Raw genomic sequence first — 21,713 nt, forward strand, 5'->3', positions numbered from 1 at the left:
TTATTTATAAAATGAATAAACAATTTAGAACTTTCAGTTTATTGGTGCTTTTTGTTGTGGCACTTATAAGTTGTGAGAAAAAAACAACCACACAACCTGAATCAAATCAAACAACCAAAACTTCAGAATGGATTCAATTATTAGATGATACACATGCAGAAGGATGGCGCGCCTATAATGGCGAGAGTTTACCTCCTGGTTGGGTCATAGAAAACAACGTGTTGAGTTTTGACACGGAGTTGGGTTTAGAGCAAAACTATAAAGGAGGAATTGACATTATTTACGGGGCTGAAGAGTTTGACAATTTTGAGTTGTATGTTGAATGGAAAATTCCTAAAGGTGGTAACAGCGGTATATTCTATCATTTAAAAGAACAAATTGACGGTATGGATGCTCCTGATATTTCACCAGAATATCAACTAATAGACGATGAGAATTATGCTGATATTCATGATTTAACAGCGTACAATACTAGCATAGGTTTCGAAAACCCATCGCAATTGCACCCTTTACAGCAAACGGCATCAGATTATGCAATGCATGCAGCCGATGCGAGTAAAAAGAAACTCAATCCGGTTGGAGAATGGAACACCACCAAAATAATCTTTACTCCAGAAAAAGTTGAGCATTGGTTAAATGGTGAAATTGTGGTTTCTTTCGTTCCCTGGACTGAACAATGGAATGCTAAGAAAAATGCGGGCAAATGGAAAGATGCAAATCTTTACGGCAGCTTTAAATCTGGCTTTATTGGTTTTCAAGACCATTCTAGCCCAATTTGGTTTAGAAATGTAAAAATTAAAAAACTTTAAACTAACTACGAATGAAGAAAAGAGAATTTTTAAAAACTACAGGCGTCTTAGCTTTAACGGCAATCTTACCATCAACAGTATTGGCAATGGCTTCAAAATCTGATAAGAAGTTAAGAACAGCACATATAGGTGTTGGTAATATGGGAATGGAGGATTTGAAAGATATTTCATCACATCCTCAAGTTGATGTTGCCGCACTATGTGATGTAGATAGTAAATATTTGAAAGCTGCTCATAAGATGTTTCCAAATGCTAAAATCTTTAAAGATTATAGAGTAATGCTTAAAGAAATAAAAGACGATATTGATGCAGTTGTTGTTTCTACTCCAGATCACACGCATGCTCCAGCATCTTTATTAGCTATGGAAATGGATAAGGCTGTATATTGTCAAAAACCATTAACGCATCATGTATCAGAGGCGCGCGCAATGAATAAGTTGGCGCAAGAGAAGAACTTAGTAACTCAAATGGGTATTCAAGTTCATTCTTTTTACGATTATAAATTGGCAACCTTATTAATTCGTGATGGTATTATTGGTAAAGTTCATACCGTTAGAGCTTGGTCTCCAAAAAATTGGGGTTACGATGGCCCTATACCTGAAGGTGAAGACAAGGTTCCGGATAATTTAGATTGGAACTTATGGTTAGGAACTGCAGCAGAACGTCCCTATAAAAAAGGTTATTACCATCCTGGTAATTGGAGAAAACTTCTAGATTATGGCTGTGGTACTTTGGGTGATATGGGAGTTCATATTTTTGATACACCCTATAACGCGTTGGAGTTAGATGTTCCAAAAACCATTAGAACAGAATGTAGAGCCTCTAACAATTATGGATTCCCAGAAAACAATGTAGTAACCTATGAATTCCCAGGTACCAAGTACACTGCCGAAAAATTTAAATGGGTTTGGTACGATGGACCAGGAATGCCTTTAGAGCATGAAGATTTACTTTTACCGGGTAGTAAAAAACTGAAAAAAGTAGCTCAAAATAAAAACGAAAGTTTAGCAGATAAATCTTCGTTAGAAGTTAAAGAAACAAAGGACAGTGAATTGCCAGAACAAGGCGCAATGTTTATTGGCACCAAAGGACGATTGCTATTGCCTCACTTTATGCAGTTGCCAAAGAAGATAGTAGATGGAAAGTATGTTGATATTTCAAAAGAAATTGCTAAATATAATTTAGGAAAACCTGTAAGAAGTTATTCTGGAGAGAGTTACAAACATTACCATCAATTTGTTGATGCATGTTTAGGTAAAGATACCTGCACTGCTCCTTTTTCATACGCGTCTCGTCTTACCGAAACTATCTTGTTAGGTGTTATTGCCGGTAGATTTCCAAATCAAACATTGCATTGGGATAGAGATAAAGCAAAATTTGCAGAGGAAGAAGCAAATAAATTCTTAGATGGAACCTATAGAAAATTCTAATATTTAGAGCCTGCTTTTAAGAGCAGGTTTTTTTTACGACTAAATCAAAAAAATAAACTGAGATGCTTTTACCTATAATTTTAATTTCCCTAATACACATGAATACTATTGATTTATACGACTTTAACAAAGAAGATGAATTAAAGAATTGGTTTGTTGTAAACGATGGTGTAATGGGAGGTCTATCTGAAGGAAAATTAAAAATTAATGCAGAAGGTCATGCAGAATTTTATGGATTTGTTTCTTTAGAAAATAACGGAGGATTTTCTTCTATTAGACATGACTTTAAAAGAATAGACATTGCATCATATTCCAAAGTCAAAATACGTATTAAAGGTGATGGTAAACGATACCAACTACGAATAAAAAATAATAGAAGAGACTATCACTCCTACATATTTTATATACAAACTACTACAGAATGGCAAGACATTGAAATTCCTTTAGAAGAGTTTTACCCCTATTTTAGAGGGTATAAATTAAACAAACCAAATTTTAATGAAGATTATATAGAACAATTTGGTATTTTAATAGGCAATAAAACTGCTGAAGATTTTAAACTAATTGTAGATCGTATAGAACTGATATAAAAAATGAAAATTTTATTAACCGGAGCAACCGGGTATATTGGTAAAAGATTGCTTCCTGTTCTCGTACAACAAGGACATTTTGTGGTTTGCTGTGTTAGGGATAAAGAACGGTTTAGCCCTCCTGATTCACTTTTAAATCAAATCGAAATAATAGAGTTAGATCTCTTGCAAAAAGAAACCTTATCAGTTATTCCAGAGGATATAGATGCTGCTTATTACCTAGTTCATTCGATGTCTAGTTCAAAAGATTATGCAACGTTAGAACAATTAGCTGCAAATAATTTTAATGTAGCACTTAACAAAACAAAAGTGCAACATGTTATTTATCTAAGTGGCATCACCAATAAAAGCGAACTCTCAAGACATTTATCTTCGCGTAAAAATGTTGAACTACTACTCGAAAGCTCTCATTACAATCTAACTACTTTTCGAGCGGGAATTATTATTGGGTCAGGGAGCGCATCCTTTGAGATAATCAGAGATTTGGTGGAAAAATTACCTGTAATGATTACGCCAAAATGGTTGAAAACAAAGTGCCAACCAATTGCCATATCTAATGTGATAAGTTTTTTATCAAATGCCTTATTTGACAAAAAGACGTACAATCAGAATTTTGATATCGGAGGTCCAGATATTTTAAGTTATAAAGAAATGTTACTCGGGTATGCAAAAGTTAGAAAATTAAACCGAACTATTTTTATAGTGCCAGTAATGACCCCAAAATTATCTTCATATTGGCTATATTTTGTAACATCTACTTCTTATAAATTAGCTCAAGCACTTGTAGATAGCATGAAAGTTGAGGTTATATGCAGACCTAGTAATATTAATCAATTACTAAATGTTCAGCCTATGTCTTATCTAACTGCACTTGAAAGAGCTTTTACAAAAATTCAAGGAAATGAAATTGTTTCAAGTTGGAAAGATGCTATGAGCAGTGGCACTATGGAAATGCATATAACTGATTTTATTAATGTTCCAAAATTTGGATGCTTTAAAGATTTACGTAAATCGAGTTATTTTAGCAGAGAACAAACCATTAAAAAGATGTGGAAAATTGGTGGTGAAAACGGTTGGTATTATGCCAACATACTCTGGAAAATAAGAGGTTTAATGGATAAAATGGTTGGAGGAGTTGGTTTACGCCGAGGTAGAACAAATGAAGACCAAATTCACCCAGGAGATTCTGTTGATTTTTGGCGTGTGCTATATGCAAATAAAGAAGAAGGTAGATTGTTACTTTTTGCGGAAATGAAGTTGCCAGGAGAAGCTTGGTTAGAGTTTGAAATCAAAGGTAAAAAATTAGTGCAAACAGCTACTTTTCGGCCCCATGGTTTATGGGGTAGGCTTTATTGGTATGCTGTTCTTCCCTTTCACGGTTTAATATTTAACGGAATGCTTAAAGCGTTAAGCAAATAAAATATGATTAAAAAAACACTGTTCTTTCTAATTCTTAATTTTGGGGCTTTAGCCTTAGGTAGTTATTTTACAAGCGAAGCTGTTAAAGATACTTGGTATGTTTCGTTAAACAAAGCTCCTTGGACACCACCTGGGTGGTTTTTTGGTTTTGCATGGTCGGTAATAATGATTTGCTTTGCTGTTTATATGGCTAAATGGGCAACTATAACCAATAAAAAATCCTTACTAATTAAGTTGTTTACTTTACAATGGATTTTAAACATTGTTTGGAATCCAATATTCTTTTACTTTGAAAATCCCATATTGGGGTTACTTTCTATAAGTCTTTTAACAATTTTAGTAGCAGCCCTTTTTATTAGTTTAATTAAACAACTAAAATCTTATTCAATTCTAATTTTACCTTATACTTTATGGTTATTTGTAGCAACTTCATTAAATGCCTATATTGTACTTTATAATTAGCAACTAACTTATGAACTTTACGAAACTAACCTATCTTGTAATACTTGCAATTTCAATTTTATGCAACTCTTGTTCTAATTCAAATCTTGCTAAAAACACTCTTCAGGACCCTAACCTAGCATATAAGAATTATATCTCTAACGGATCTGAAATATTGATAGATAGAGCAAAATACAAGGAGCAATTAGAAGGATTTTGGCTCGCACAATGCATTGCGAACTGGACCGGTTTAGTTACGGAAATGGATAAAATAGGAAATATTGGAGCAACTAAAACAGGTGATTTTTATACTCGAGAAAATTGGGGTGGTCCAGATGAACCCAATATTTGGTCGGAGTATCCAAGTCATTTATCTGCCACCATTAATTTTGTTTTTGAACCAAAAGATAGCATTTGGGGCGCTGACGATGATACAGATATCGAATATATATATCAACATTTGCTATATACAAATCAAACTTCGTTACTCAGTGGAGAACAAATTAAAGAAGGATGGGTAAAGCATATCAACCGCGAGGAAGAAAACTATTTGTGGGTTTCTAATCAACGTGCTTTAGACTTAATGCTTGAAGGAATAATTCCTCCAGATACAAGTCACCCTGATAATAACCCGCATTACGAAATGATAGATGCTCAACTAACTACGGAGATTTTTGGTTTGTATGCACCAGCGCGACCAGATATAGCGTTGAAAATGTCTGAATTGCCAATTCAGACGGTTGCAAGAGATGAGGCACAATGGATTTCTGAATTTAATGTGATCATGTATTCTTTAACCTCTAAAGTAGATAAAAGCCTTTCTATGAAAGATCAAATTTTATGGATGGCAACTGAATCTCGTAAACATTTACCAAATGACTCTTATGCCGCAGATATGTATGATTTTGTGCTTAATCATTACAATAAAGGCTCTAAATGGGAAGAAGCTAGAGATGGCTTATACCAGCGTTATCAAGTAGAGCAACAAGGAGGTTACGAAATTACAAGCATGAATTTAGATTGTAATGGTTGTTTTGCAGCTGGAATAAATTTTGGAGCTAGTATAGTGAGTCTTCTTTACGGTGAAGGGGATTTAAAAGAAACTATAAAAATTGGAACGCTTGCAGGTTGGGATTCAGATAATCCAACAGCTACTTGGGGTGGTATGATTGGATTTATGATGGGTAAAAAGGGTGTAGAAACTGCTTTTGACATGGAGTTTTCAGACCGTTTCAATATTCATAGAACGAGAGTTGGCTTTGATAATAATGGAATAGACACCTTTGACAATATGGCTTCTAAAGGCATTTTTATTATCGATAGAGCTGTTCAAGAATTATTAAAAGGAGGAGTAGATTTAGAAAAAAATGTTTGGTATATTCCAATCAACTAATCAAACACAATACAATGCCAAATAATCCAACGACCTCCAGAGTCTATTTACTGTTTTTCTTAGCTTTTTATTCAATTCATTTTAATGCTCAAACAATAAAAGTTAGTTCAGATTATTATAGAGATAGTATTGTTTCTTTAAGTACCTGGTATGGAAAAAATAAATCCATAGACAGTATAAAATCTTATTATAAATCAGGCCAATTAGATGAGGCATTTTATTTTAAAAATGGGCAAATCCATGGAGAAGCATACAAATATTCAAAAGAGGGTGATTTATTGACACTATGGAAATTTTCAAATGGTGATTTAATTCGTAGAAAAGATATTAAAATAGACTATTCATATATGAGAAAAGATAAAATGGATAGTAATATTGAAAAATTAAAAAAAATCAATAAAGAGTTTAATAGTAAGTCCTTTGTAGATATCTATAAAAGAGCCTACTGTAGACTTCAAGCTAAAAATTACATTCTCGCAGTTAAAGATTACAAATTTCTTTTGAAAAATGTAATGCGAAACCCAAAGATACCACCAAGGGCAAAAAGAGATATCCATCAAGGTTTAGGATTTATCTATAATCATTTCGAGCAAGATGTCAGAGCCATGCATTTTAAAAAATTGGTATTAGATTTTGACAATACTGACACTACAGAGGTATACAATTTTGCAGCCTATCTTTACGAGATTAAATCTTATAGACTTTCTATTTCCTATTTAAATCAAGTTTTAGAGGTTTGGCCAAATCATGGGTTTTCTCATTGGCTACTATCAGCTATATATATGGAACTAGAAGATTTTGATAAGGCATATTTTCATATTAATAAAGCATATGCTAAAAAAGAGCATATTTTAAAAAGAAATTTCTACAAGAATGATTTTAGTCTAGAAACCATAAAGGGTTATGTAAATTATAAGCAAGGTAATACAGATTTAGGAATTGATAATTTAGAAGCTGCTATTAAAATTAAAGAATCAAACTCTGTAGCATATAGGTATCTCGGAATTATACATTATGAAATAGAGAATTTTGACAAGGCGTGTAAATTATTTAAAAGAGCAGATGAATTAGGTTACGAAAAAGTACATGATAGAAATGATTTAGCACCTTATTTAGAAGCTGCTTGTTCGAATTCAAAAAATATTTCACCAAAAAACAATATTGCCCAAAGACCTTATATTTATCCTAATCCGGCAGTTAATGTTGTTCAAATTAAAAATTTAAACCAAAAGGAATTCTTTTTCAAAATTTATAATTACGAATCAAAAATGGTTTCTGAAGGAAATGTTAAAGATGGAAAAATTGATTTCAGTAATTTAAAACCTGGAGTGTATATTTTAAAAATACTCACTTCAAATTCATTATACAATTTTAAAATTATTCGTAAGTAATTTTAATAAGCTTTACCAAAAGCTATCGCACTTAGAATCACAAACAAAATCGTTAATATATAATTAATATTTCTAGCGATAAACTGTGCTCGTTGCTCAATAATTGGGGCAAATCTGATATAACTAAAAAACAATAATAAAGCCCCAGTACCGCCTCCAAAAGCGAAAATAATAGCATAGGGTTTCTCTAAAATCATATGACCCTTAGCGCCCAAATAAGTAGTAATTGCAAGATAATACGGAATTTTAAGCATATTCATTGAAGACATCAATACGCCTTGAAAATAGTATTGCCCACTAATTCTTTTTTTTCCAGAACTTTTATACTTCAATCGAGCTTTGATAAAAAAGAATACTGCTAAAATGAATAACCCTGTACCTGCAATAATCTCAATACCTTCAATCAACTTTGGATTTTCGTGAAACTGTTTTGCGAAAAACAAAGCAATTATGCCTTGGAAGAAAATAATTGTAGCCGCACCGAATGCAAACTTTTTAGCCTCACCTCTACCTTTTTCTAAGGCGATTTTCATAGCGGTCATATTCAACATTCCCGGGGGCAATAAACCTAGACAAGTAGCGCCAAGAGCAACAAAAAATGGAGTTATATAGTGCATGAAATGCTTAGTTTAATAATTGTCTACGTCTATGATACACTTAATAGGTCTAAAATCTTTAACGGCCTCAAAGGTATTCTTTATTTTTAAAATATGATTCTTTGTAGCCTTTAATGATTGCTTAGGATCAATTTTAATTACGATGGTTCTGATATACTCGTTTCTAATTCTAGAAATAGCAGGCACAGTTGGTCCTAAAACTAATTTTCCAAAAGCATTTTGCAGAGATGTCCCCATCCAATTGGCACCTGAATCAACTTTATTATAATCGCGATGTTTTAAAGTAATTTTTACAATTCTATAAAACGGAGGGTATTGAAACTGTCTTCGTTCCAAAATTTGATCTTTAAACATTTGTCCATAGTCATTGGTAGAAACCTGTTGCAATATTTGATGGTAAGGATTAAATGTTTGAATAGCAACTTTACCTCTCTTTTTAGATCTACCTGCTCGACCTGACACTTGAACCAACATTTGAAAACTACGCTCATGTGCTCTAAAATCTGGAAAATTTAGCATGTTATCAGCATTGAGCACTCCTACCAAACTAACATTACTAAAATCCAATCCTTTAGAAAGCATTTGAGTACCAACAAGTATTTCTATTTCTTGTGCTTCAAACTGACCAATAATTTTTTGATAACCGAACTTTCCACGTGTAGTATCCAAATCCATTCTACCAACATTAGATTCAGGAAATAGATCTTTTAATTCATTTTCAATTTGCTCCGTACCAAAACCTTTGGTATCTAATGTCGCACTACCACAAGCGCCACAACTACTTAGCATTGCTTGATGGTAACCACAATAATGACAACGCAATTCGTTTTTATATTGATGGTACGTCAAGCTCACATCGCAATTAGGACATTGAGGCGCTACACCACAGGTCTTACATTCTACAATTGGTGCGTAGCCTCTACGATTTTGAAAAAGAATTATTTGCTCTTTTTCGTTTAAAGCTTCTGAAATTAATTCAATAAGTCTATCAGAAAAATGACCGTTCATACGTTTCTTTCGGTATTTTTCTTTGATATCGACCAATTCAATTTCAGGCATTAATACATCACCATGTCTTCTTGTAATCTCAACTAATCCATATTTATTTTCTTTAGCATTTTGATAGCTTTCAATAGATGGAGTTGCTGACCCTAAAAGTACTTTTGCTTCGTGCTGATATGCTAATACGATGGCCGCATCACGTGCGTGATATCGTGGTGCTGGATCAAATTGTTTGTACGAAGTTTCATGCTCTTCATCAACAATAACTAGATTTAAATTTGAAAAGGGTAGGAATAAAGAGGACCTCGCTCCTACCACAATCTGAGCTTTTTCTTTTTGATACAAAACATTATTCCATACTTCTACCCGTTCATTCATTGAATATTTTGAATGAAACACCGAAACATGTTTACCAAAATAGGCTTGCAGTCTAACAATTAACTGAGTTGTCAAAGCAATCTCAGGAACTAAGTACAAAACTTGATTTCCTAACTCTAATTGCTCTTTAATCAATTCGGCATATATCTCTGTCTTTCCGCTACTGGTAACTCCATGTAATAAAGTAACCTCATGCTTGTTGAATGAATCCTTTATTTCTTGTAATCCATTTTGTTGGTATTCATTTAACTGCTTAAACTCGGTAGTGTCACCATCAAATTCAATTCTATCCTTTTGAATGTGGTAAATTTCAAATATCTCTTTATCTACTAAAGCTTTCAGGATACTTGAACTACAACCCGATTCTAACAGTAAATCCTCAACTTTAATTGGTTTTTTAGTACTAACTTCTAATTGAAAATAGCTCAATACCAATTCGCGCTGTTTCTTAGCTCTATTTAATTGTTCTAGTAATCGCTCTAAATCATTATCAGAATAATTCGGATTTAATTTTACATACTTAACCAATTTTGGTTTGTATTGTTCGTAAATGCGCTCTTTTAAAACAATAGCTTCTTTCTCGATCATTTGATTGAGAACTGGAAACACTTTCTTCTTATCAAGAATATCCATTATCTGTTGTACATTCAACTCTGAGTGATGTTGCAATGCTTCAAAAATCAAAAACTCTTCATCGGTTAAATCAGTTTCGTTTTCAAAAGAAGTATTCTTTAAAATTGCTGTTTCACTTTCAAGCAAAAAGGCTGAAGGAAGGGCCGCTCGAACCACTTCGCCTAAAGTGCACATATAATAAGAAGCTACCCATTGCCAATGGATTAATTGACTTTGATTTACTACGGGTGTTTCATCAAGAATTTGATTTATCGGTTTTGCCTCATAGCCAATTGGCGGATTGGCGTGCACCTCAAATACCAAGGCAGTATAAACTTTCCTTTTACCAAAAGTAACCGCCACGCGCATACCTGGTTGTAAAAACTCAGATTCTGCTTGCGTAATTGCATAGGTGTACAATTTTGGTAGCGCAAGGGGTAATATGACATTTATATAGTTAATAAGGCTCTAAGACGCTTGTAATAAAGATTTAATTTTCTCGAGCATTGCTTTTTCATCTTTATTAGTTCCGTGAAAAGCATCTGCAATTGCCACAACAGTTCTCCAAATTGTTCTATTAACTCGAGCAGTAAACAATGATTGATGATCATTGTAAAAATCCGCAAAATGTTGATAACAAGTTTCGGCATCTAAAAATTGTTCCTTCAACCATTCAAAAACAATTTCAATTTGAAAAGAAGCATCTGTTCCAAAATCATCTTTTACTTCGTCTAAATCACGCCAATGTGTTGTGATTACTTTAGACAATGCATTAAACTCTTCATCCCTCACTACCTTATCTGCTGCTGCCACAGCAAAGAATAGTTTACCTAAATTTTGATATAAATGATTGCTTGACGTCTCCATATTTCTAGAATTTTAACACTACTCAAATGTACAAGAAATCAGTTAAAATTCATTGTAAAAACGGTACGTTTTAAAGAGAATTATCGCCTTAAAAATTCTTTGGCATGCATCTTGTAATTTATCAATCAACTACCTCTAACCGATGTTTAACCCTAAAACCTATACCTATGAAAACTAGAATCCCAATTATTACAGTATTGATGGTATTGTTTGTAATACCAATGAAGGCGTCTTATTACAATACACAAAAAGCAGTCACTTTTGTAGAAAACGGAATCACATTTTCTGTATTTGAAAATGGTGCCTTTGACTTTCTTTTAAATAGTCAGTTAAATACAACCGCTCATATTAACTACTACCAACCAGGGTTTAGCATTTCGTTTAATTCAGGATATAACTACGATCCTTATGTACAATACGATAGATATGGCGCTGTAATTCAAGTTGAACACACCCCAATTTATTATGATTATTACGGTAGAGTTCGTAAAATAGGTGCTATTAATATTAACTATTACAACCAGCGTTTATATAGTATTGGTGGCATGTATTTACACTATGCTCCTACTGGATATTACTCCCATTATAGTGGATATGTAAACTCGTATAACAGATACTATGTGTATCACCCATATCACAACCACTTTATAATGCCTTATGCTTCTTATGCTGTAGTTAGGTCTTATGCGTATAGAAATCATTATCATCCAAAACGTTATTCTTATTATAGAGATAATAGGTATGCCTATAAGCATCCTAACAAATACAAACATTACAGTGCATCAAAAAGAACAGTGCACAAGACTAGAACACATAAGAATTACGAAAGAAAAAACACATATGATTATAGAAGATCTGTTGCAACTAATGATAGATCATCTTCCAACCGAAGAACTTATACATCTACTAGTAAAAAACAATATCATCGAGAAAATGTTGATGCCTCAAAATCTGTAAGGAATACTTCGGCATCTAAGCAACCAAAAACGATTAAAAAGAGAATGAGTACAAGTAGTAAAAAGAATACTAAAAGAAGAACTACCACTTCCAACGTTTCTGAAAAACCCAATAAGTCCAGAGAGCGAAATATAGTATATGCAGGAAGAGGGACTTATTAACAGAAGTGTTCTTGACCCATCAATTATTTGATGGGTTTTTCTTTGCCTTCCTGCTTCCTTCGTACATATCATAACGAACGAATTTAGCATCTAAATCACCATTTTTTAATGAAATTCGTTTAGATGTTCTGAGCCCAACGTGTTTTAAAGCTTCAATATCAGAAGTAATAAACCAAACAGTACTATCTGGGTAACCATGTTTTAAGGTATCTCCAATTTTACCATAAAAAGGTTCAACATCAATAGATAATCTCTCACCATACGGTGGATTAAATAAGACTGTTGTCGGACCAAACACTTCTTTTACAGAATTAAAAAAGTTTACATGATGAACTCCAATAAACTCACTTAAATTGGCACTCTTAATGTTGTCATTAGCTTTTCTAATAGCAGATGGTGCTTTATCAAATCCCATTATTTTATGCTGTGGGTTTACAATTTTCTTTAATAATGAATCTTGAATGGTGAAATATAAGTCTTCATCATAATCGTCCCATTTCTCGAACCCAAATTCTGGTCGATTTATATTGGCTGGTATATTGCAAGCAATCATCGTAGCTTCAATTAAAATAGTACCAGAACCACACATAGGGTCAATAAAATTAGTTTGTCCTTTATAACCTGATAATAGTACCAAACCAGCAGCTAATACTTCATTTATTGGAGCTATATTGGTAGCCGTTCTATATCCGCGCTTATGCAAAGAATCACCCGAAGAGTCCAAAGAAACTGTACAAGTATCTTTTTGAATATGTACATGAATTTTTAAATCTGGATGTTTTAAATCTACATTGGGTCTTTTATGAAACTTATGCCTAAAATAATCTGCAATAGCATCTTTAGATTTTAAAGAAATATAATGAGAATTAGATGTAAAGAATTTTGAGTTTACAACAGCGCCAATAGCAAATGTATTTGATGCTTGCATGTATTGCTCCCATTTAATTTTTTGCAAACCTTCGTATAAATCTTCTTCATCAAAAACTTTAAAAGATTTAATTGGCTTTAAAATTCTAATGGCTGTTCGTAAAGCAATATTAGCCTTGTACATAAAACCTTTATCCCCTTTAAAAGATACACTGCGCACTCCTAGTTTTACATCTTGAGCACCTAAATTTTTCAATTCGGTTGCCAATACTTCTTCTAAACCAAACATGGTGGTGGCAAGCATTCTAAAGTTTTTGTTCATCTCCAAAATTTTGTTGCAAAGATAGTTTATTTTTGTTGCTGATTAGTTCAAGAATCATAAAACAAAACACAGCTAAAAAATATATGAGTACAACTTCAGATTGGTTTGAATCTTGGTTTGACACACCCTATTATCATATACTTTATAAAAATCGTGATCATCAAGAAGCACGCCTTTTTATGGCGAATCTTGTCACCTTTTTAAAACTTAAAAAGAATGATCGGATTTTAGATCTAGCTTGTGGAAAAGGTAGGCATTCTGTTTTTCTGAATTCTCTCGGTTTTGAAGTGATCGGTGCAGATTTATCTAAAAATAGTATAGATTATGCAAATGAGTTTAGCAATGAATCTTTACGTTTTGTGCAACGCGATATGCGAGACCCTCTCAACCTGAAGTACGATGCAATATTTAATCTGTTTACCAGTTTCGGATATTTTGAAAAAGATGAAGAAGATCTGCAAGTACTCTCTAATATTAAAAATGGTTTAAGAGACAAGAATAGTATTGCCGTTATAGATTTTCTGAATGTTGAAAAAGCGATTAGAACTATGGTATCGGATGAGCAGGTTATGAGAAATGAATTAACTTTTAATATCAAACGTTCTTATGAGCATCCTTTTATTTTTAAACGAATTGAGATTGTTACGCCAAAGAAAAATTTGAACTATTTTGAACGAATTAAGTATCTTGATTTAGAGAAAATCCAGAGGTATTTACAAAGTGTTGGGCTTAAATTAAATCATATCTTTGGTGATTATGATTTACAAGATTATGATAAAGAAAACTCTAACCGATTAATACTTATTGTTTCGAAATGAGTAGTGCTTTAATTTTATTTACACCCGTTATTTTTGGTGCGTTATTTGTATATTTTTTCAAACCTACCAAAGGGCAAACACAGTTATTACTTTCGTTTAGCGGTGCCTTTTTATTGGCTATAACCATATCTCATTTAATGCCTGAGGTTTTTAATGGCGAAAATTTACACATTGAATATTATATAGTTGCTGGTCTTCTAATTCAGCTAATCATGGATTATTTTTCTAAAGGAGCAGAGCATGGTCATTTGCATACAAAAAACGATAGGCTTTCTAAAGTCCTTTTTACAAGTTTGTGTTTACATGCATTTATTGAAGGAATCCCGGTTGCAAACGAAGAGCATCATGAGCTTTTATGGGCAATTGTAGTTCATAAAATTCCTATTACCATCGTTATTGCTAGTTTCTTATTGCATATACAAAGTAAATTTAGATATGGACTGATAATTTTATTGATTTTTGCCACAATGAGTCCTTTGGGGTCTTTAGCAGGAACTTATTTACCAATAATTAGTTCATATAAAAATGAAATAACAGCTCTAATCATTGGAGTATTCTTACATATCTCAACAATAATTATATTTGAAAGTACAGAAAATCATAGATTTAACATTGCTAAGTTTGGTGCAATATTATTGGGTTTTCTAATTGCATTAGCAATTTAATTGTAAGCTTATTGGATTTTAATTTGCAACTTCACTAATAAATTTAATGCGCATTAATCTGAGTTCATCTTGGTCATAATCACCATCAAACTCTGCAAGAGCGTCTTCAATTACATCAGTTTCAGCCTCCATAAAGTACTCATAGATTTCTTCTTGCTGATCTTCGTCTAAAATATCATCAAGATGATAATCGATATTTAATTTAGTACCCATAAATACAATTCGCTGCATTTCCTTAATAAGGTCATCGAATTCTAAACCTTTAGATTTAGCGATGTCGTCTAACGGAATTTTTCTATCTGTATTTTGAATGATAAATAATTTTAGAGCGGAATTCTCTCCAGTACTCTTAACAACTAAATCATCTGGTCTTAATATATCGTGCTCTTTTACGTATCCTTCAATTAATTCAACAAAATCTTTTCCATACTTTCTTGCCTTACCCTCTCCAACACCATGAACATTTGCCATTTCTTGAATTGAAATTGGGTATTTCAATGTCATATCATCTAAAGACGGGTCTTGAAAAACAGCGAACGGTGGCACTCCTTTTTGTTTAGCTACCCTTTTTCTGAGGTCTTTCAACATGGCCATCAACTTATCGTCTGTACCACCAGCACTTTTTGTATTGGTTATTATTCCATCATCAGAAGTATCATAGGTATGATCTTCTGTCATCATAAATGAATGCGGATTCTTTATAAACTCTTTTCCTAAATCGGTTACTTTAACAACGCCGTATTCTTCAATTTCTTTACGAATTAAATTCACTACTAGCACTTGTCTTAAAAGCGCCATCCAATACTTATCATTTTTATGTTTTCCTTGACCAAAAAATGGTCGCTCATGAGTTTTATGAGAGGTAAGCATTGCATTTTCTTTACCAATTAAGGTATTGACAATCTCTTTAGGCTTATATTTTTCTTTCGTTAATAAAACGGTCTCAAGCAACATTTTAACATTATCTTGAGCCTCCGATTTTTTCTTTGGATTTCTAGTATTGTCGTCCATATCAGCACCTAAACCATTCACCTCGTCAAACGTCTCACCAAAATAGTGTAACAAATATTTTCGTCTACTCATAGAAGTTTCGGCATAACCAACCACTTCTTGCAATAAGGCATGACCTACCTCCTGCTCTGCTACTGGCTTACCAGCCATAAACTTTTCTAGTTTTTCAATATCTGCATATGAATAGAAAGCCAAACAATATCCTTCTCCATCATCTCTACCTGCTCTACCTGTTTCTTGATAATAACTTTCTAAACTTTTAGGAATGTCGTGATGTATGACAAAACGAACATCCGGTTTATCGATACCCATACCAAAGGCTATGGTTGCAACAACAACATCACAATCTTCCATCAAAAACATATCTTGATGTTTCACCCTGGTTTTAGCATCTAATCCTGCATGATAAGGCACTGCCTTAATACCATTTACTTGTAGTACTTGGGCTACTTCTTCAACCTTCTTTCTGCTTAAACAGTAAATAATTCCAGATTTACCTTGGTACTGACGTACAAATCTTATAATGTCTTTATTTACATCAGAAGTTTTAGGTCTTACTTCATAAAATAAATTTGGGCGATTAAATGATGCTTTAAAAACTGTAGCATCTGACATACCCAACGTTTTTAAAATATCTTCTTGCACTTTTGGTGTTGCAGTGGCCGTTAAACCAATAATTGGAACATCATCAATCTTACTTATTATATTTCGTAGATTTCGATATTCTGGTCTAAAATCATGTCCCCATTCAGAGATACAATGCGCTTCATCTATAGCAACAAATGAAATATGTTGATCTTTTAGAAAATCAACATACTCCGCTTTAGTTAATGATTCCGGAGCCACATACAACAATTTTGTGACCCCATCAACAATGTCACGCTTTACACGAGCTACTTCACTTTTATTAAGCGATGAGTTTAAAACATGGGCGATACCATTATTATCTGAAACTCCTCGAATAGCGTCTACTTGATTTTTCATTAATGCGATAAGTGGTGAAACCACAATAGCGGTTCCTTCTTGCATTAATGCTGGCAACTGATAACACATAGATTTCCCACCTCCTGTAGGCATAATACCAAATGTGTTTTTTCCTGCCAATAGATTAGAAATTACATCCTCTTGCAACCCCTTAAATTGAGAAAACCCAAAATATTTCTTTAGGGCTTTGTGTAAATCAATTTCCTCCACAATCTATCTATTATTAATCTATTTTTAAATACATTTGCAACTAAAGGTAACACTTTTTTTTGAATACAAAAAATCACTTTTTTGGAAACAAACAGCACTATTTTAGCACTCGCAAAGCAAACTATTACTACAGAAAGTAATGCTATAGCTAATTTAATTAATTTATTAGATTCAGACTTCGAAGAGTCTGTTAAAGTTATTCACAATTCTAAGGGAAGAGTTATAATTACTGGTATTGGCAAGAGCGCAATAGTTGCTAGTAAAATTGTCGCTACTTTAAATTCTACTGGTACTCCAGCAATATTTATGCATGCTGCAGATGCTATTCATGGTGATCTAGGAAATATACAAAAAGACGATGTAATTGTATGTATTTCTAATAGTGGTAATACTCCCGAAATAAAAGTAATTGTACCTTTTATTAAACGCTTTGGTAATACCTTAATTGGTCTAACAGGTAATAAAGAATCATTTCTTGGTAAGCAAGCTGATTTTATTCTTAATTCGTATGTAGAAAAAGAAGCTTGTCCTAACAATTTAGCTCCTACTTCAAGTACTACTGCTCAAATGGTTATTGGTGATGCACTAGCAGTTTGCTTGCTAGATATGAATAATTTTGGAACAAGAGATTTTGCGAAATACCATCCAGGTGGTGCTCTAGGAAAAAAAATATATTTACGCGTTTCTGAATTGGTTGAGAAAAATGAAAAGCCGGCCGTTACTCCTGCCACTTCTGTTAAAGATGTGATTATTGAAATTTCTGAAAAACGACTAGGTGTTACAGCGGTTCTTGACAATAATGAAATAGTCGGAATTATAACAGATGGAGATATTAGACGTATGCTTTCTAAAACAGTAGATATTGCGAACCTCACTGCAAAAGATATAATGTCTGAAAGTCCAAAGACCATTGCATTTGATTCACTAGCTGTGAAAACTGTTACAGTAATGGAGGAAAACAATATCTCACAAATTTTAGTTGAAAACAATGGTACTTATATGGGTGTTGTTCATATTCATGATCTAATTAAAGAAGGACTTTTTTAATATGGCACAACCCACAAATGACATGTCTTTTCTAGACCATTTAGAAGAATTGCGTTGGCACTTGGTGCGATCTTTTTTTGCAATAGTAATAGTAGCTATTGCTGTATTTGCATTTTCTAGTTTTGTATACGAACATTTTTTGTTAGCACATTTAAGTGGAGACTTTCCTACTTATAAATTAATGTGTAAACTGATGTCCAGTTTTGGTTCAGAAAGTGATTTTTGTAACATAAATTTCAAGAACGATTTACAGAATTTAAAACTCACAGGTCAGATTATGAATCTAATCTGGACCTCTATGATATTGGGACTAATTGTAGCGTTCCCCTATGTCTTATGGGAAATGTGGCGTTTTATAAGTCCTGGGTTGCATAAACACGAGCGTAAAAAATCAAGACGTTTTATTTTTTATGCATCAGTGTTATTTTTTACAGGTGTGTTGTTTAGTTATTATGTTATAGCTCCAATTTCAATCTTTTTCTTTTATACGTTTGAAATTACACCATTAATTGAAAACCATTTTACGTTTGAATCCCATATTGGGATGGTAACTAACACCTTAATTGGTGTTTCACTAATGTTTGAGTTACCTGTTATTATGTATTTTCTAACAAAAATGGGATTGGTGACTCCTGAATTTTTAAAGCGATACAGAAAGGTTGCACTCGTATTAGTATTAACGCTTTCTGCAATTATTACTCCACCGGATATAGCAAGTCAGATTATTGTAACAATACCAGTAATGTTGTTATATGAATTAAGTATTTTTATCTCTAAAAAAGTAGTTAAAAACGAACAAAATAATGCCTAATCAAGTAGAAGAATTTAATGCATACCGCCAGAAAATGAATGAAAAAATTCTGGATGAAGACAATAAAATCATTAAACGAATCTTTAATTTAGATACCAATGCTTTCGCAGAAGGTCATTTAGACGTTAAAACGAAGGAATTGCTTGGGCTTGTAGCCTCTATGGTTTTAAGATGTGATGATTGTGTGCGTTACCATTTGGGTAAATGCCATGAATTAGGACTTACCAAAGTACAAGTAATAGAATCGCTCTCTATTGCTACCTTGGTTGGAGGTACAATCGTAATTCCACATTTGAGAAGAGCACATGAGTATTGGGATGAATTAGAAGCAAATAAATAAGAAACTGTGATTTTAAGAGCCGACAATATCAAGAAAAAATATGGCAGCCGAATGGTTGTTAAAGGAATTTCTTTACAAGTAGAACAAGGGCAGATCGTTGGTTTACTTGGTCCAAATGGGGCGGGTAAAACAACTTCATTCTATATGATTGTAGGCATGGTACAGCCTAACGAAGGCCATATCTATTTAGACAATGAAGATATTACCGAAGCAGCAATGTATAAGCGTGCTCAAAAAGGTATTGGTTATTTAGCTCAAGAAGCTTCGGTATTTAGAAAGCTCTCTGTAGAAGATAATATATTATCTGTATTGCAATTTACCAACCTATCCAAAAAAGAGCAACGAATGAAAATGGAATCGTTGTTAGAAGAGTTTAGCTTGGGTCATGTTCGTAAGAATAGGGGTGATTTATTATCCGGTGGTGAACGAAGAAGAACAGAGATCGCAAGATGTTTAGCCTCAGATCCTAATTTTATATTATTAGATGAACCTTTTGCAGGGGTAGATCCTATTGCTGTTGAAGATATTCAAAGTATTGTGGCTCACTTAAAAGATAGAAACATAGGTATTCTTATTACAGACCACAACGTTCAAGAAACACTAGCAATTACAGATAAAACGTATTTAATGTTTGAAGGTGGTATTCTAAAAGAAGGAACTCCAGAAGAATTAGCACAAGATGAAACAGTTAGACGTGTATATCTGGGTAAAGACTTTGAGTTAAAACGTAAGAAATTCTAGGTAACTTTATTTGTAGCGTTTTCAATTAAAGACAACACCACATAACTTATTATTATAAGAGGTATTGATACTACTCTCAACATAATTATTAAAAGTAGTGTTGCTATCAAAAACACATATTTAATCTTATTTGAACTCCAATCTAAAGATTTAAACTTCAGAGAAAACAATGGAATTTCAGCATTCATTAAATAGGTCAACAATACTGTAATCGTAATTAAAATCCATTGGTTCATCAAAAGCTCGTGTAACCATGTAATTTCTGAATGTTCTAAAATTAATGGTAATGAAACTACTACTAAGGCTGCTGCGGGAGCAGGTAAACCTATAAAAGAAGTAGACTGTCTGGTATCGATATTAAAATTTGCTAATCTATAACAAGCACCAAGTGTAAATAAAAACCCTATATAGGATAAAGGCTCTACTACTTCAAATAAATTAAGTTCAAATTGACCTGTTGCGGTTGCAATTCCAATTACTTCATCTAATAACATTACCAATATTAAACCAGGTACTACCCCACTTGTGACCATATCAGCAAGAGAATCTAGTTGCTTACCTAGTTCACTAGGTACGTTTAGAATACGAGCAAAAAAGCCATCAAAAAAATCTAGAAATATCCCTAGAAGAATAAAAAGTCCTGCAACAATTAATTCACCGTTAGCTGCATAAACTGCTCCAATACAACCAGCTAATAAGTTTCCTAAAGTGAATAAATTGGGGATATGTCTTTTCATGAAGTAAAAATTATTTCACGTAAATATAAAGTTTTTTGATTCCATATTCCGATATTTGAAATAGACTTGTTAATATTTTTCTTGCCCTTAGTAGATAGTACATATAATCCCAGTTTTTGGTTTCGAAACCCACACTTTAATACTATTTTTCGAACACTTTTCAGCCCTATAAAGCAGGTTTACACTAGAGAGCGACTTGAATTACCTGATGGTGATTTTATGGATATTGATATGAATTTAGTTGAGGGTTCTCAAACAGTTGCCATATTATTTCACGGTTTAGAAGGAAGTTCAGAATCTAAATATATGCTCTCTGCCTCTAAATGTCTTGAACAACACGATATCAATACATTATCGGTTAATTTTAGAGGGTGTAGTGGTGAAGATAACCGAATATATACTTCTTACCATAGTGGTAAAACTGAAGATATTGAAGCTGTGGTGAGTCATGTGGTGCAAAAATTTCCAGAAAAAAATATAGTTTTAATTGGTTATAGCATGGGTGGCAATATGTTGCTAAAATTTTTAGGTGAACAGGGTAAAAGTATTCATCCAAAAATTAAAGTCGCTATCGCAGTTTCGGTGCCCTGTGATTTGGCAAGTTCTTCAGCAGCGTTATCGTTGCCTCGTAATAGAGTTTATATCAAGCGATTTCTAAGAACACTAAAAAAGAAAGCTTTTGAAAAATTAGATAAATACCCCAACGCACCTCTAAATCGAGAAAAAATAGCCGCATGCACCAATTTCACTCAATTTGATGATATGTATACCGCTCCATCAAATGGCTTTAAAAATGCACAAGATTATTGGAATAAATGCAGTTGTTTGAACACTATAGATTCAATCAAAATCCCCACACTATTAATAAATGCGAAAGACGATACTTTTTTAACACCTAGCTGTTTCCCGATTGCACAAGCTGAAAAACATGAATATCTTCATTTAGAAATGCCAGCATTAGGAGGTCATGTTGGATTTAATTCTAAGATTGGCTCACAAAATGGGTTTTGGCTAGAGCATAGAATATTGCAATTTGCAGCATCTCAACTATAAAGGTTTGACTAAAAATTTCGACTGTACAATAAGCCTAATA

At 33.1% G+C, this 21,713-nt stretch carries 21 protein-coding genes; 15 read left to right on the forward strand and 6 right to left on the reverse strand.

The window, feature by feature from the left end; translation table 11 throughout:
* The first annotated feature begins 11 nt into the window (after positions 1-11).
* The 7 genes from ACYQ5R_RS09845 to ACYQ5R_RS09875 all read left to right on the forward strand — a co-directional run bounded on the left by ACYQ5R_RS09845 (position 12) and on the right by ACYQ5R_RS09875 (position 7,473).
* Positions 12-809, forward strand: a complete 798-nt coding sequence (locus ACYQ5R_RS09845; protein ID WP_460190770.1) for a 3-keto-disaccharide hydrolase — start codon at positions 12-14, stop codon at positions 807-809.
* A gap of 11 nt (positions 810-820) precedes the next feature.
* Positions 821-2,239: a Gfo/Idh/MocA family protein gene (locus ACYQ5R_RS09850; RefSeq protein WP_460190771.1), complete on the forward strand. Its 1,419-nt coding sequence runs from the start codon at positions 821-823 to the stop codon at positions 2,237-2,239.
* A 98-nt stretch (positions 2,240-2,337) separates the two neighbouring features.
* Positions 2,338-2,829: a CIA30 family protein gene (locus ACYQ5R_RS09855; RefSeq protein WP_460190772.1), complete on the forward strand. Its 492-nt coding sequence runs from the start codon at positions 2,338-2,340 to the stop codon at positions 2,827-2,829.
* A 3-nt stretch (positions 2,830-2,832) separates the two neighbouring features.
* A complete protein-coding gene (locus ACYQ5R_RS09860) occupies positions 2,833-4,248 on the forward strand; it encodes an SDR family oxidoreductase (RefSeq protein ID WP_460190773.1) in 1,416 nt (471 codons plus the stop codon).
* Positions 4,249-4,251: 3 nt separating this feature from the next.
* Positions 4,252-4,710, forward strand: a complete 459-nt coding sequence (locus tag ACYQ5R_RS09865; RefSeq protein ID WP_460190774.1) for a TspO/MBR family protein — start codon at positions 4,252-4,254, stop codon at positions 4,708-4,710.
* A 10-nt stretch (positions 4,711-4,720) separates the two neighbouring features.
* A complete protein-coding gene (locus ACYQ5R_RS09870) occupies positions 4,721-6,082 on the forward strand; it encodes an ADP-ribosylglycohydrolase family protein (protein WP_460190775.1) in 1,362 nt (453 codons plus the stop codon).
* A 14-nt stretch (positions 6,083-6,096) separates the two neighbouring features.
* Complete coding sequence (locus ACYQ5R_RS09875; RefSeq protein WP_460190776.1) at positions 6,097-7,473, forward strand: T9SS type A sorting domain-containing protein; 1,377 nt, start codon at positions 6,097-6,099, stop codon at positions 7,471-7,473.
* A 2-nt stretch (positions 7,474-7,475) separates the two neighbouring features.
* Here ACYQ5R_RS09875 and ACYQ5R_RS09880 read toward each other — a convergent pair whose 3' ends face one another.
* The 3 genes from ACYQ5R_RS09880 to ACYQ5R_RS09890 are packed head-to-tail and all read right to left on the reverse strand — an operon-like array spanning position 7,476 to position 10,949.
* Complete coding sequence (locus tag ACYQ5R_RS09880) at positions 7,476-8,090, reverse strand: LysE family transporter (protein ID WP_460190777.1); 615 nt, start codon at positions 8,088-8,090, stop codon at positions 7,476-7,478.
* Positions 8,091-8,102: 12 nt separating this feature from the next.
* Positions 8,103-10,544 carry a replication restart helicase PriA gene (gene priA / locus ACYQ5R_RS09885; RefSeq protein ID WP_460190998.1) on the reverse strand — a complete coding sequence of 814 codons (2,442 nt, stop codon included), beginning with the start codon at positions 10,542-10,544 and terminating at the stop codon, positions 8,103-8,105.
* Between the two features lie 6 nt (positions 10,545-10,550).
* Positions 10,551-10,949: a hypothetical protein gene (locus ACYQ5R_RS09890; protein WP_460190778.1), complete on the reverse strand. Its 399-nt coding sequence runs from the start codon at positions 10,947-10,949 to the stop codon at positions 10,551-10,553.
* Positions 10,950-11,116: 167 nt separating this feature from the next.
* Between ACYQ5R_RS09890 and ACYQ5R_RS09895 the strand changes: the two genes are divergently transcribed.
* A complete protein-coding gene (locus tag ACYQ5R_RS09895; RefSeq protein WP_460190779.1) occupies positions 11,117-12,067 on the forward strand; it encodes a hypothetical protein in 951 nt (316 codons plus the stop codon).
* Between the two features lie 19 nt (positions 12,068-12,086).
* Here ACYQ5R_RS09895 and ACYQ5R_RS09900 read toward each other — a convergent pair whose 3' ends face one another.
* Complete coding sequence (locus ACYQ5R_RS09900; protein ID WP_460190780.1) at positions 12,087-13,256, reverse strand: THUMP domain-containing class I SAM-dependent RNA methyltransferase; 1,170 nt, start codon at positions 13,254-13,256, stop codon at positions 12,087-12,089.
* Positions 13,257-13,339: 83 nt separating this feature from the next.
* On the opposite strand from ACYQ5R_RS09900, the gene ACYQ5R_RS09905 reads away from it, so the two are divergent.
* Both ACYQ5R_RS09905 and ACYQ5R_RS09910 read left to right on the forward strand, forming a co-directional pair.
* Positions 13,340-14,074 (forward strand): SAM-dependent methyltransferase, encoded by a 735-nt coding sequence (locus ACYQ5R_RS09905; RefSeq protein WP_460190781.1) that lies wholly within the window; start codon positions 13,340-13,342, stop codon positions 14,072-14,074.
* Entirely contained in the window at positions 14,071-14,739 is a 669-nt protein-coding gene (locus ACYQ5R_RS09910) for a ZIP family metal transporter (protein ID WP_460190782.1), read from the forward strand. The genes ACYQ5R_RS09905 and ACYQ5R_RS09910 overlap by 4 nt, the downstream gene beginning before the upstream one ends.
* 18 nt (positions 14,740-14,757) lie before the next feature.
* Here ACYQ5R_RS09910 and ACYQ5R_RS09915 read toward each other — a convergent pair whose 3' ends face one another.
* Positions 14,758-16,935, reverse strand: a complete 2,178-nt coding sequence (locus ACYQ5R_RS09915) for a RecQ family ATP-dependent DNA helicase (RefSeq protein ID WP_460190999.1) — start codon at positions 16,933-16,935, stop codon at positions 14,758-14,760.
* Between the two features lie 90 nt (positions 16,936-17,025).
* Here ACYQ5R_RS09915 and ACYQ5R_RS09920 point away from each other — a divergent pair, with 90 nt between their 5' ends.
* Genes ACYQ5R_RS09920 through lptB form a run of 4 tightly spaced genes read left to right on the forward strand, consistent with a single transcriptional unit; the run spans position 17,026 to position 19,883 of the window.
* Entirely contained in the window at positions 17,026-17,991 is a 966-nt protein-coding gene (locus tag ACYQ5R_RS09920; protein WP_460190783.1) for a KpsF/GutQ family sugar-phosphate isomerase, read from the forward strand.
* A gap of 1 nt (position 17,992) precedes the next feature.
* On the forward strand, positions 17,993-18,802 hold the full coding sequence (tatC, locus tag ACYQ5R_RS09925) for a twin-arginine translocase subunit TatC (RefSeq protein ID WP_460190784.1): 810 nt from the start codon (positions 17,993-17,995) through the stop codon (positions 18,800-18,802).
* Positions 18,795-19,142: a carboxymuconolactone decarboxylase family protein gene (locus ACYQ5R_RS09930; protein ID WP_460190785.1), complete on the forward strand. Its 348-nt coding sequence runs from the start codon at positions 18,795-18,797 to the stop codon at positions 19,140-19,142. Before tatC ends, ACYQ5R_RS09930 begins: the two co-directional genes overlap by 8 nt.
* A 6-nt stretch (positions 19,143-19,148) precedes the next feature.
* On the forward strand, positions 19,149-19,883 hold the full coding sequence (lptB, locus tag ACYQ5R_RS09935) for an LPS export ABC transporter ATP-binding protein (RefSeq protein ID WP_460190786.1): 735 nt from the start codon (positions 19,149-19,151) through the stop codon (positions 19,881-19,883).
* On the opposite strand, the gene ACYQ5R_RS09940 is transcribed toward lptB, so the two are convergent.
* Complete coding sequence (locus tag ACYQ5R_RS09940; protein ID WP_460190787.1) at positions 19,880-20,620, reverse strand: CDP-alcohol phosphatidyltransferase family protein; 741 nt, start codon at positions 20,618-20,620, stop codon at positions 19,880-19,882. The two genes, lptB and ACYQ5R_RS09940, sit on opposite strands and share 4 nt — an antisense overlap.
* 81 nt (positions 20,621-20,701) lie before the next feature.
* Between ACYQ5R_RS09940 and ACYQ5R_RS09945 the strand changes: the two genes are divergently transcribed.
* On the forward strand, positions 20,702-21,673 hold the full coding sequence (locus ACYQ5R_RS09945) for a YheT family hydrolase (RefSeq protein WP_460190788.1): 972 nt from the start codon (positions 20,702-20,704) through the stop codon (positions 21,671-21,673).
* The last annotated feature ends 40 nt before the right edge of the window (positions 21,674-21,713 follow it).

The organism is Urechidicola sp. KH5 (assembly GCF_054661455.1).

Coding starts and splice junctions, on each gene's coding strand:
- ACYQ5R_RS09850 (WP_460190771.1), top strand. CDS start 821: ATGAAGAAAAGAGAATTTTTAAAAACTACAGGCGTCTTAGCTTTAACG.
- ACYQ5R_RS09845 (WP_460190770.1), top strand. CDS start 12: ATGAATAAACAATTTAGAACTTTCAGTTTATTGGTGCTTTTTGTTGTG.
- ACYQ5R_RS09910 (WP_460190782.1), top strand. CDS start 14,071: ATGAGTAGTGCTTTAATTTTATTTACACCCGTTATTTTTGGTGCGTTA.
- ACYQ5R_RS09855 (WP_460190772.1), top strand. CDS start 2,338: ATGAATACTATTGATTTATACGACTTTAACAAAGAAGATGAATTAAAG.
- ACYQ5R_RS09895 (WP_460190779.1), top strand. CDS start 11,117: ATGAAAACTAGAATCCCAATTATTACAGTATTGATGGTATTGTTTGTA.
- ACYQ5R_RS09870 (WP_460190775.1), top strand. CDS start 4,721: ATGAACTTTACGAAACTAACCTATCTTGTAATACTTGCAATTTCAATT.
- ACYQ5R_RS09865 (WP_460190774.1), top strand. CDS start 4,252: ATGATTAAAAAAACACTGTTCTTTCTAATTCTTAATTTTGGGGCTTTA.
- ACYQ5R_RS09940 (WP_460190787.1), bottom strand. CDS start 20,620: ATGAAAAGACATATCCCCAATTTATTCACTTTAGGAAACTTATTAGCT.
- ACYQ5R_RS09900 (WP_460190780.1), bottom strand. CDS start 13,256: ATGAACAAAAACTTTAGAATGCTTGCCACCACCATGTTTGGTTTAGAA.
- ACYQ5R_RS09875 (WP_460190776.1), top strand. CDS start 6,097: ATGCCAAATAATCCAACGACCTCCAGAGTCTATTTACTGTTTTTCTTA.
- ACYQ5R_RS09860 (WP_460190773.1), top strand. CDS start 2,833: ATGAAAATTTTATTAACCGGAGCAACCGGGTATATTGGTAAAAGATTG.
- ACYQ5R_RS09930 (WP_460190785.1), top strand. CDS start 18,795: ATGCCTAATCAAGTAGAAGAATTTAATGCATACCGCCAGAAAATGAAT.
- tatC (WP_460190784.1), top strand. CDS start 17,993: ATGGCACAACCCACAAATGACATGTCTTTTCTAGACCATTTAGAAGAA.
- ACYQ5R_RS09880 (WP_460190777.1), bottom strand. CDS start 8,090: ATGCACTATATAACTCCATTTTTTGTTGCTCTTGGCGCTACTTGTCTA.
- ACYQ5R_RS09905 (WP_460190781.1), top strand. CDS start 13,340: ATGAGTACAACTTCAGATTGGTTTGAATCTTGGTTTGACACACCCTAT.
- ACYQ5R_RS09890 (WP_460190778.1), bottom strand. CDS start 10,949: ATGGAGACGTCAAGCAATCATTTATATCAAAATTTAGGTAAACTATTC.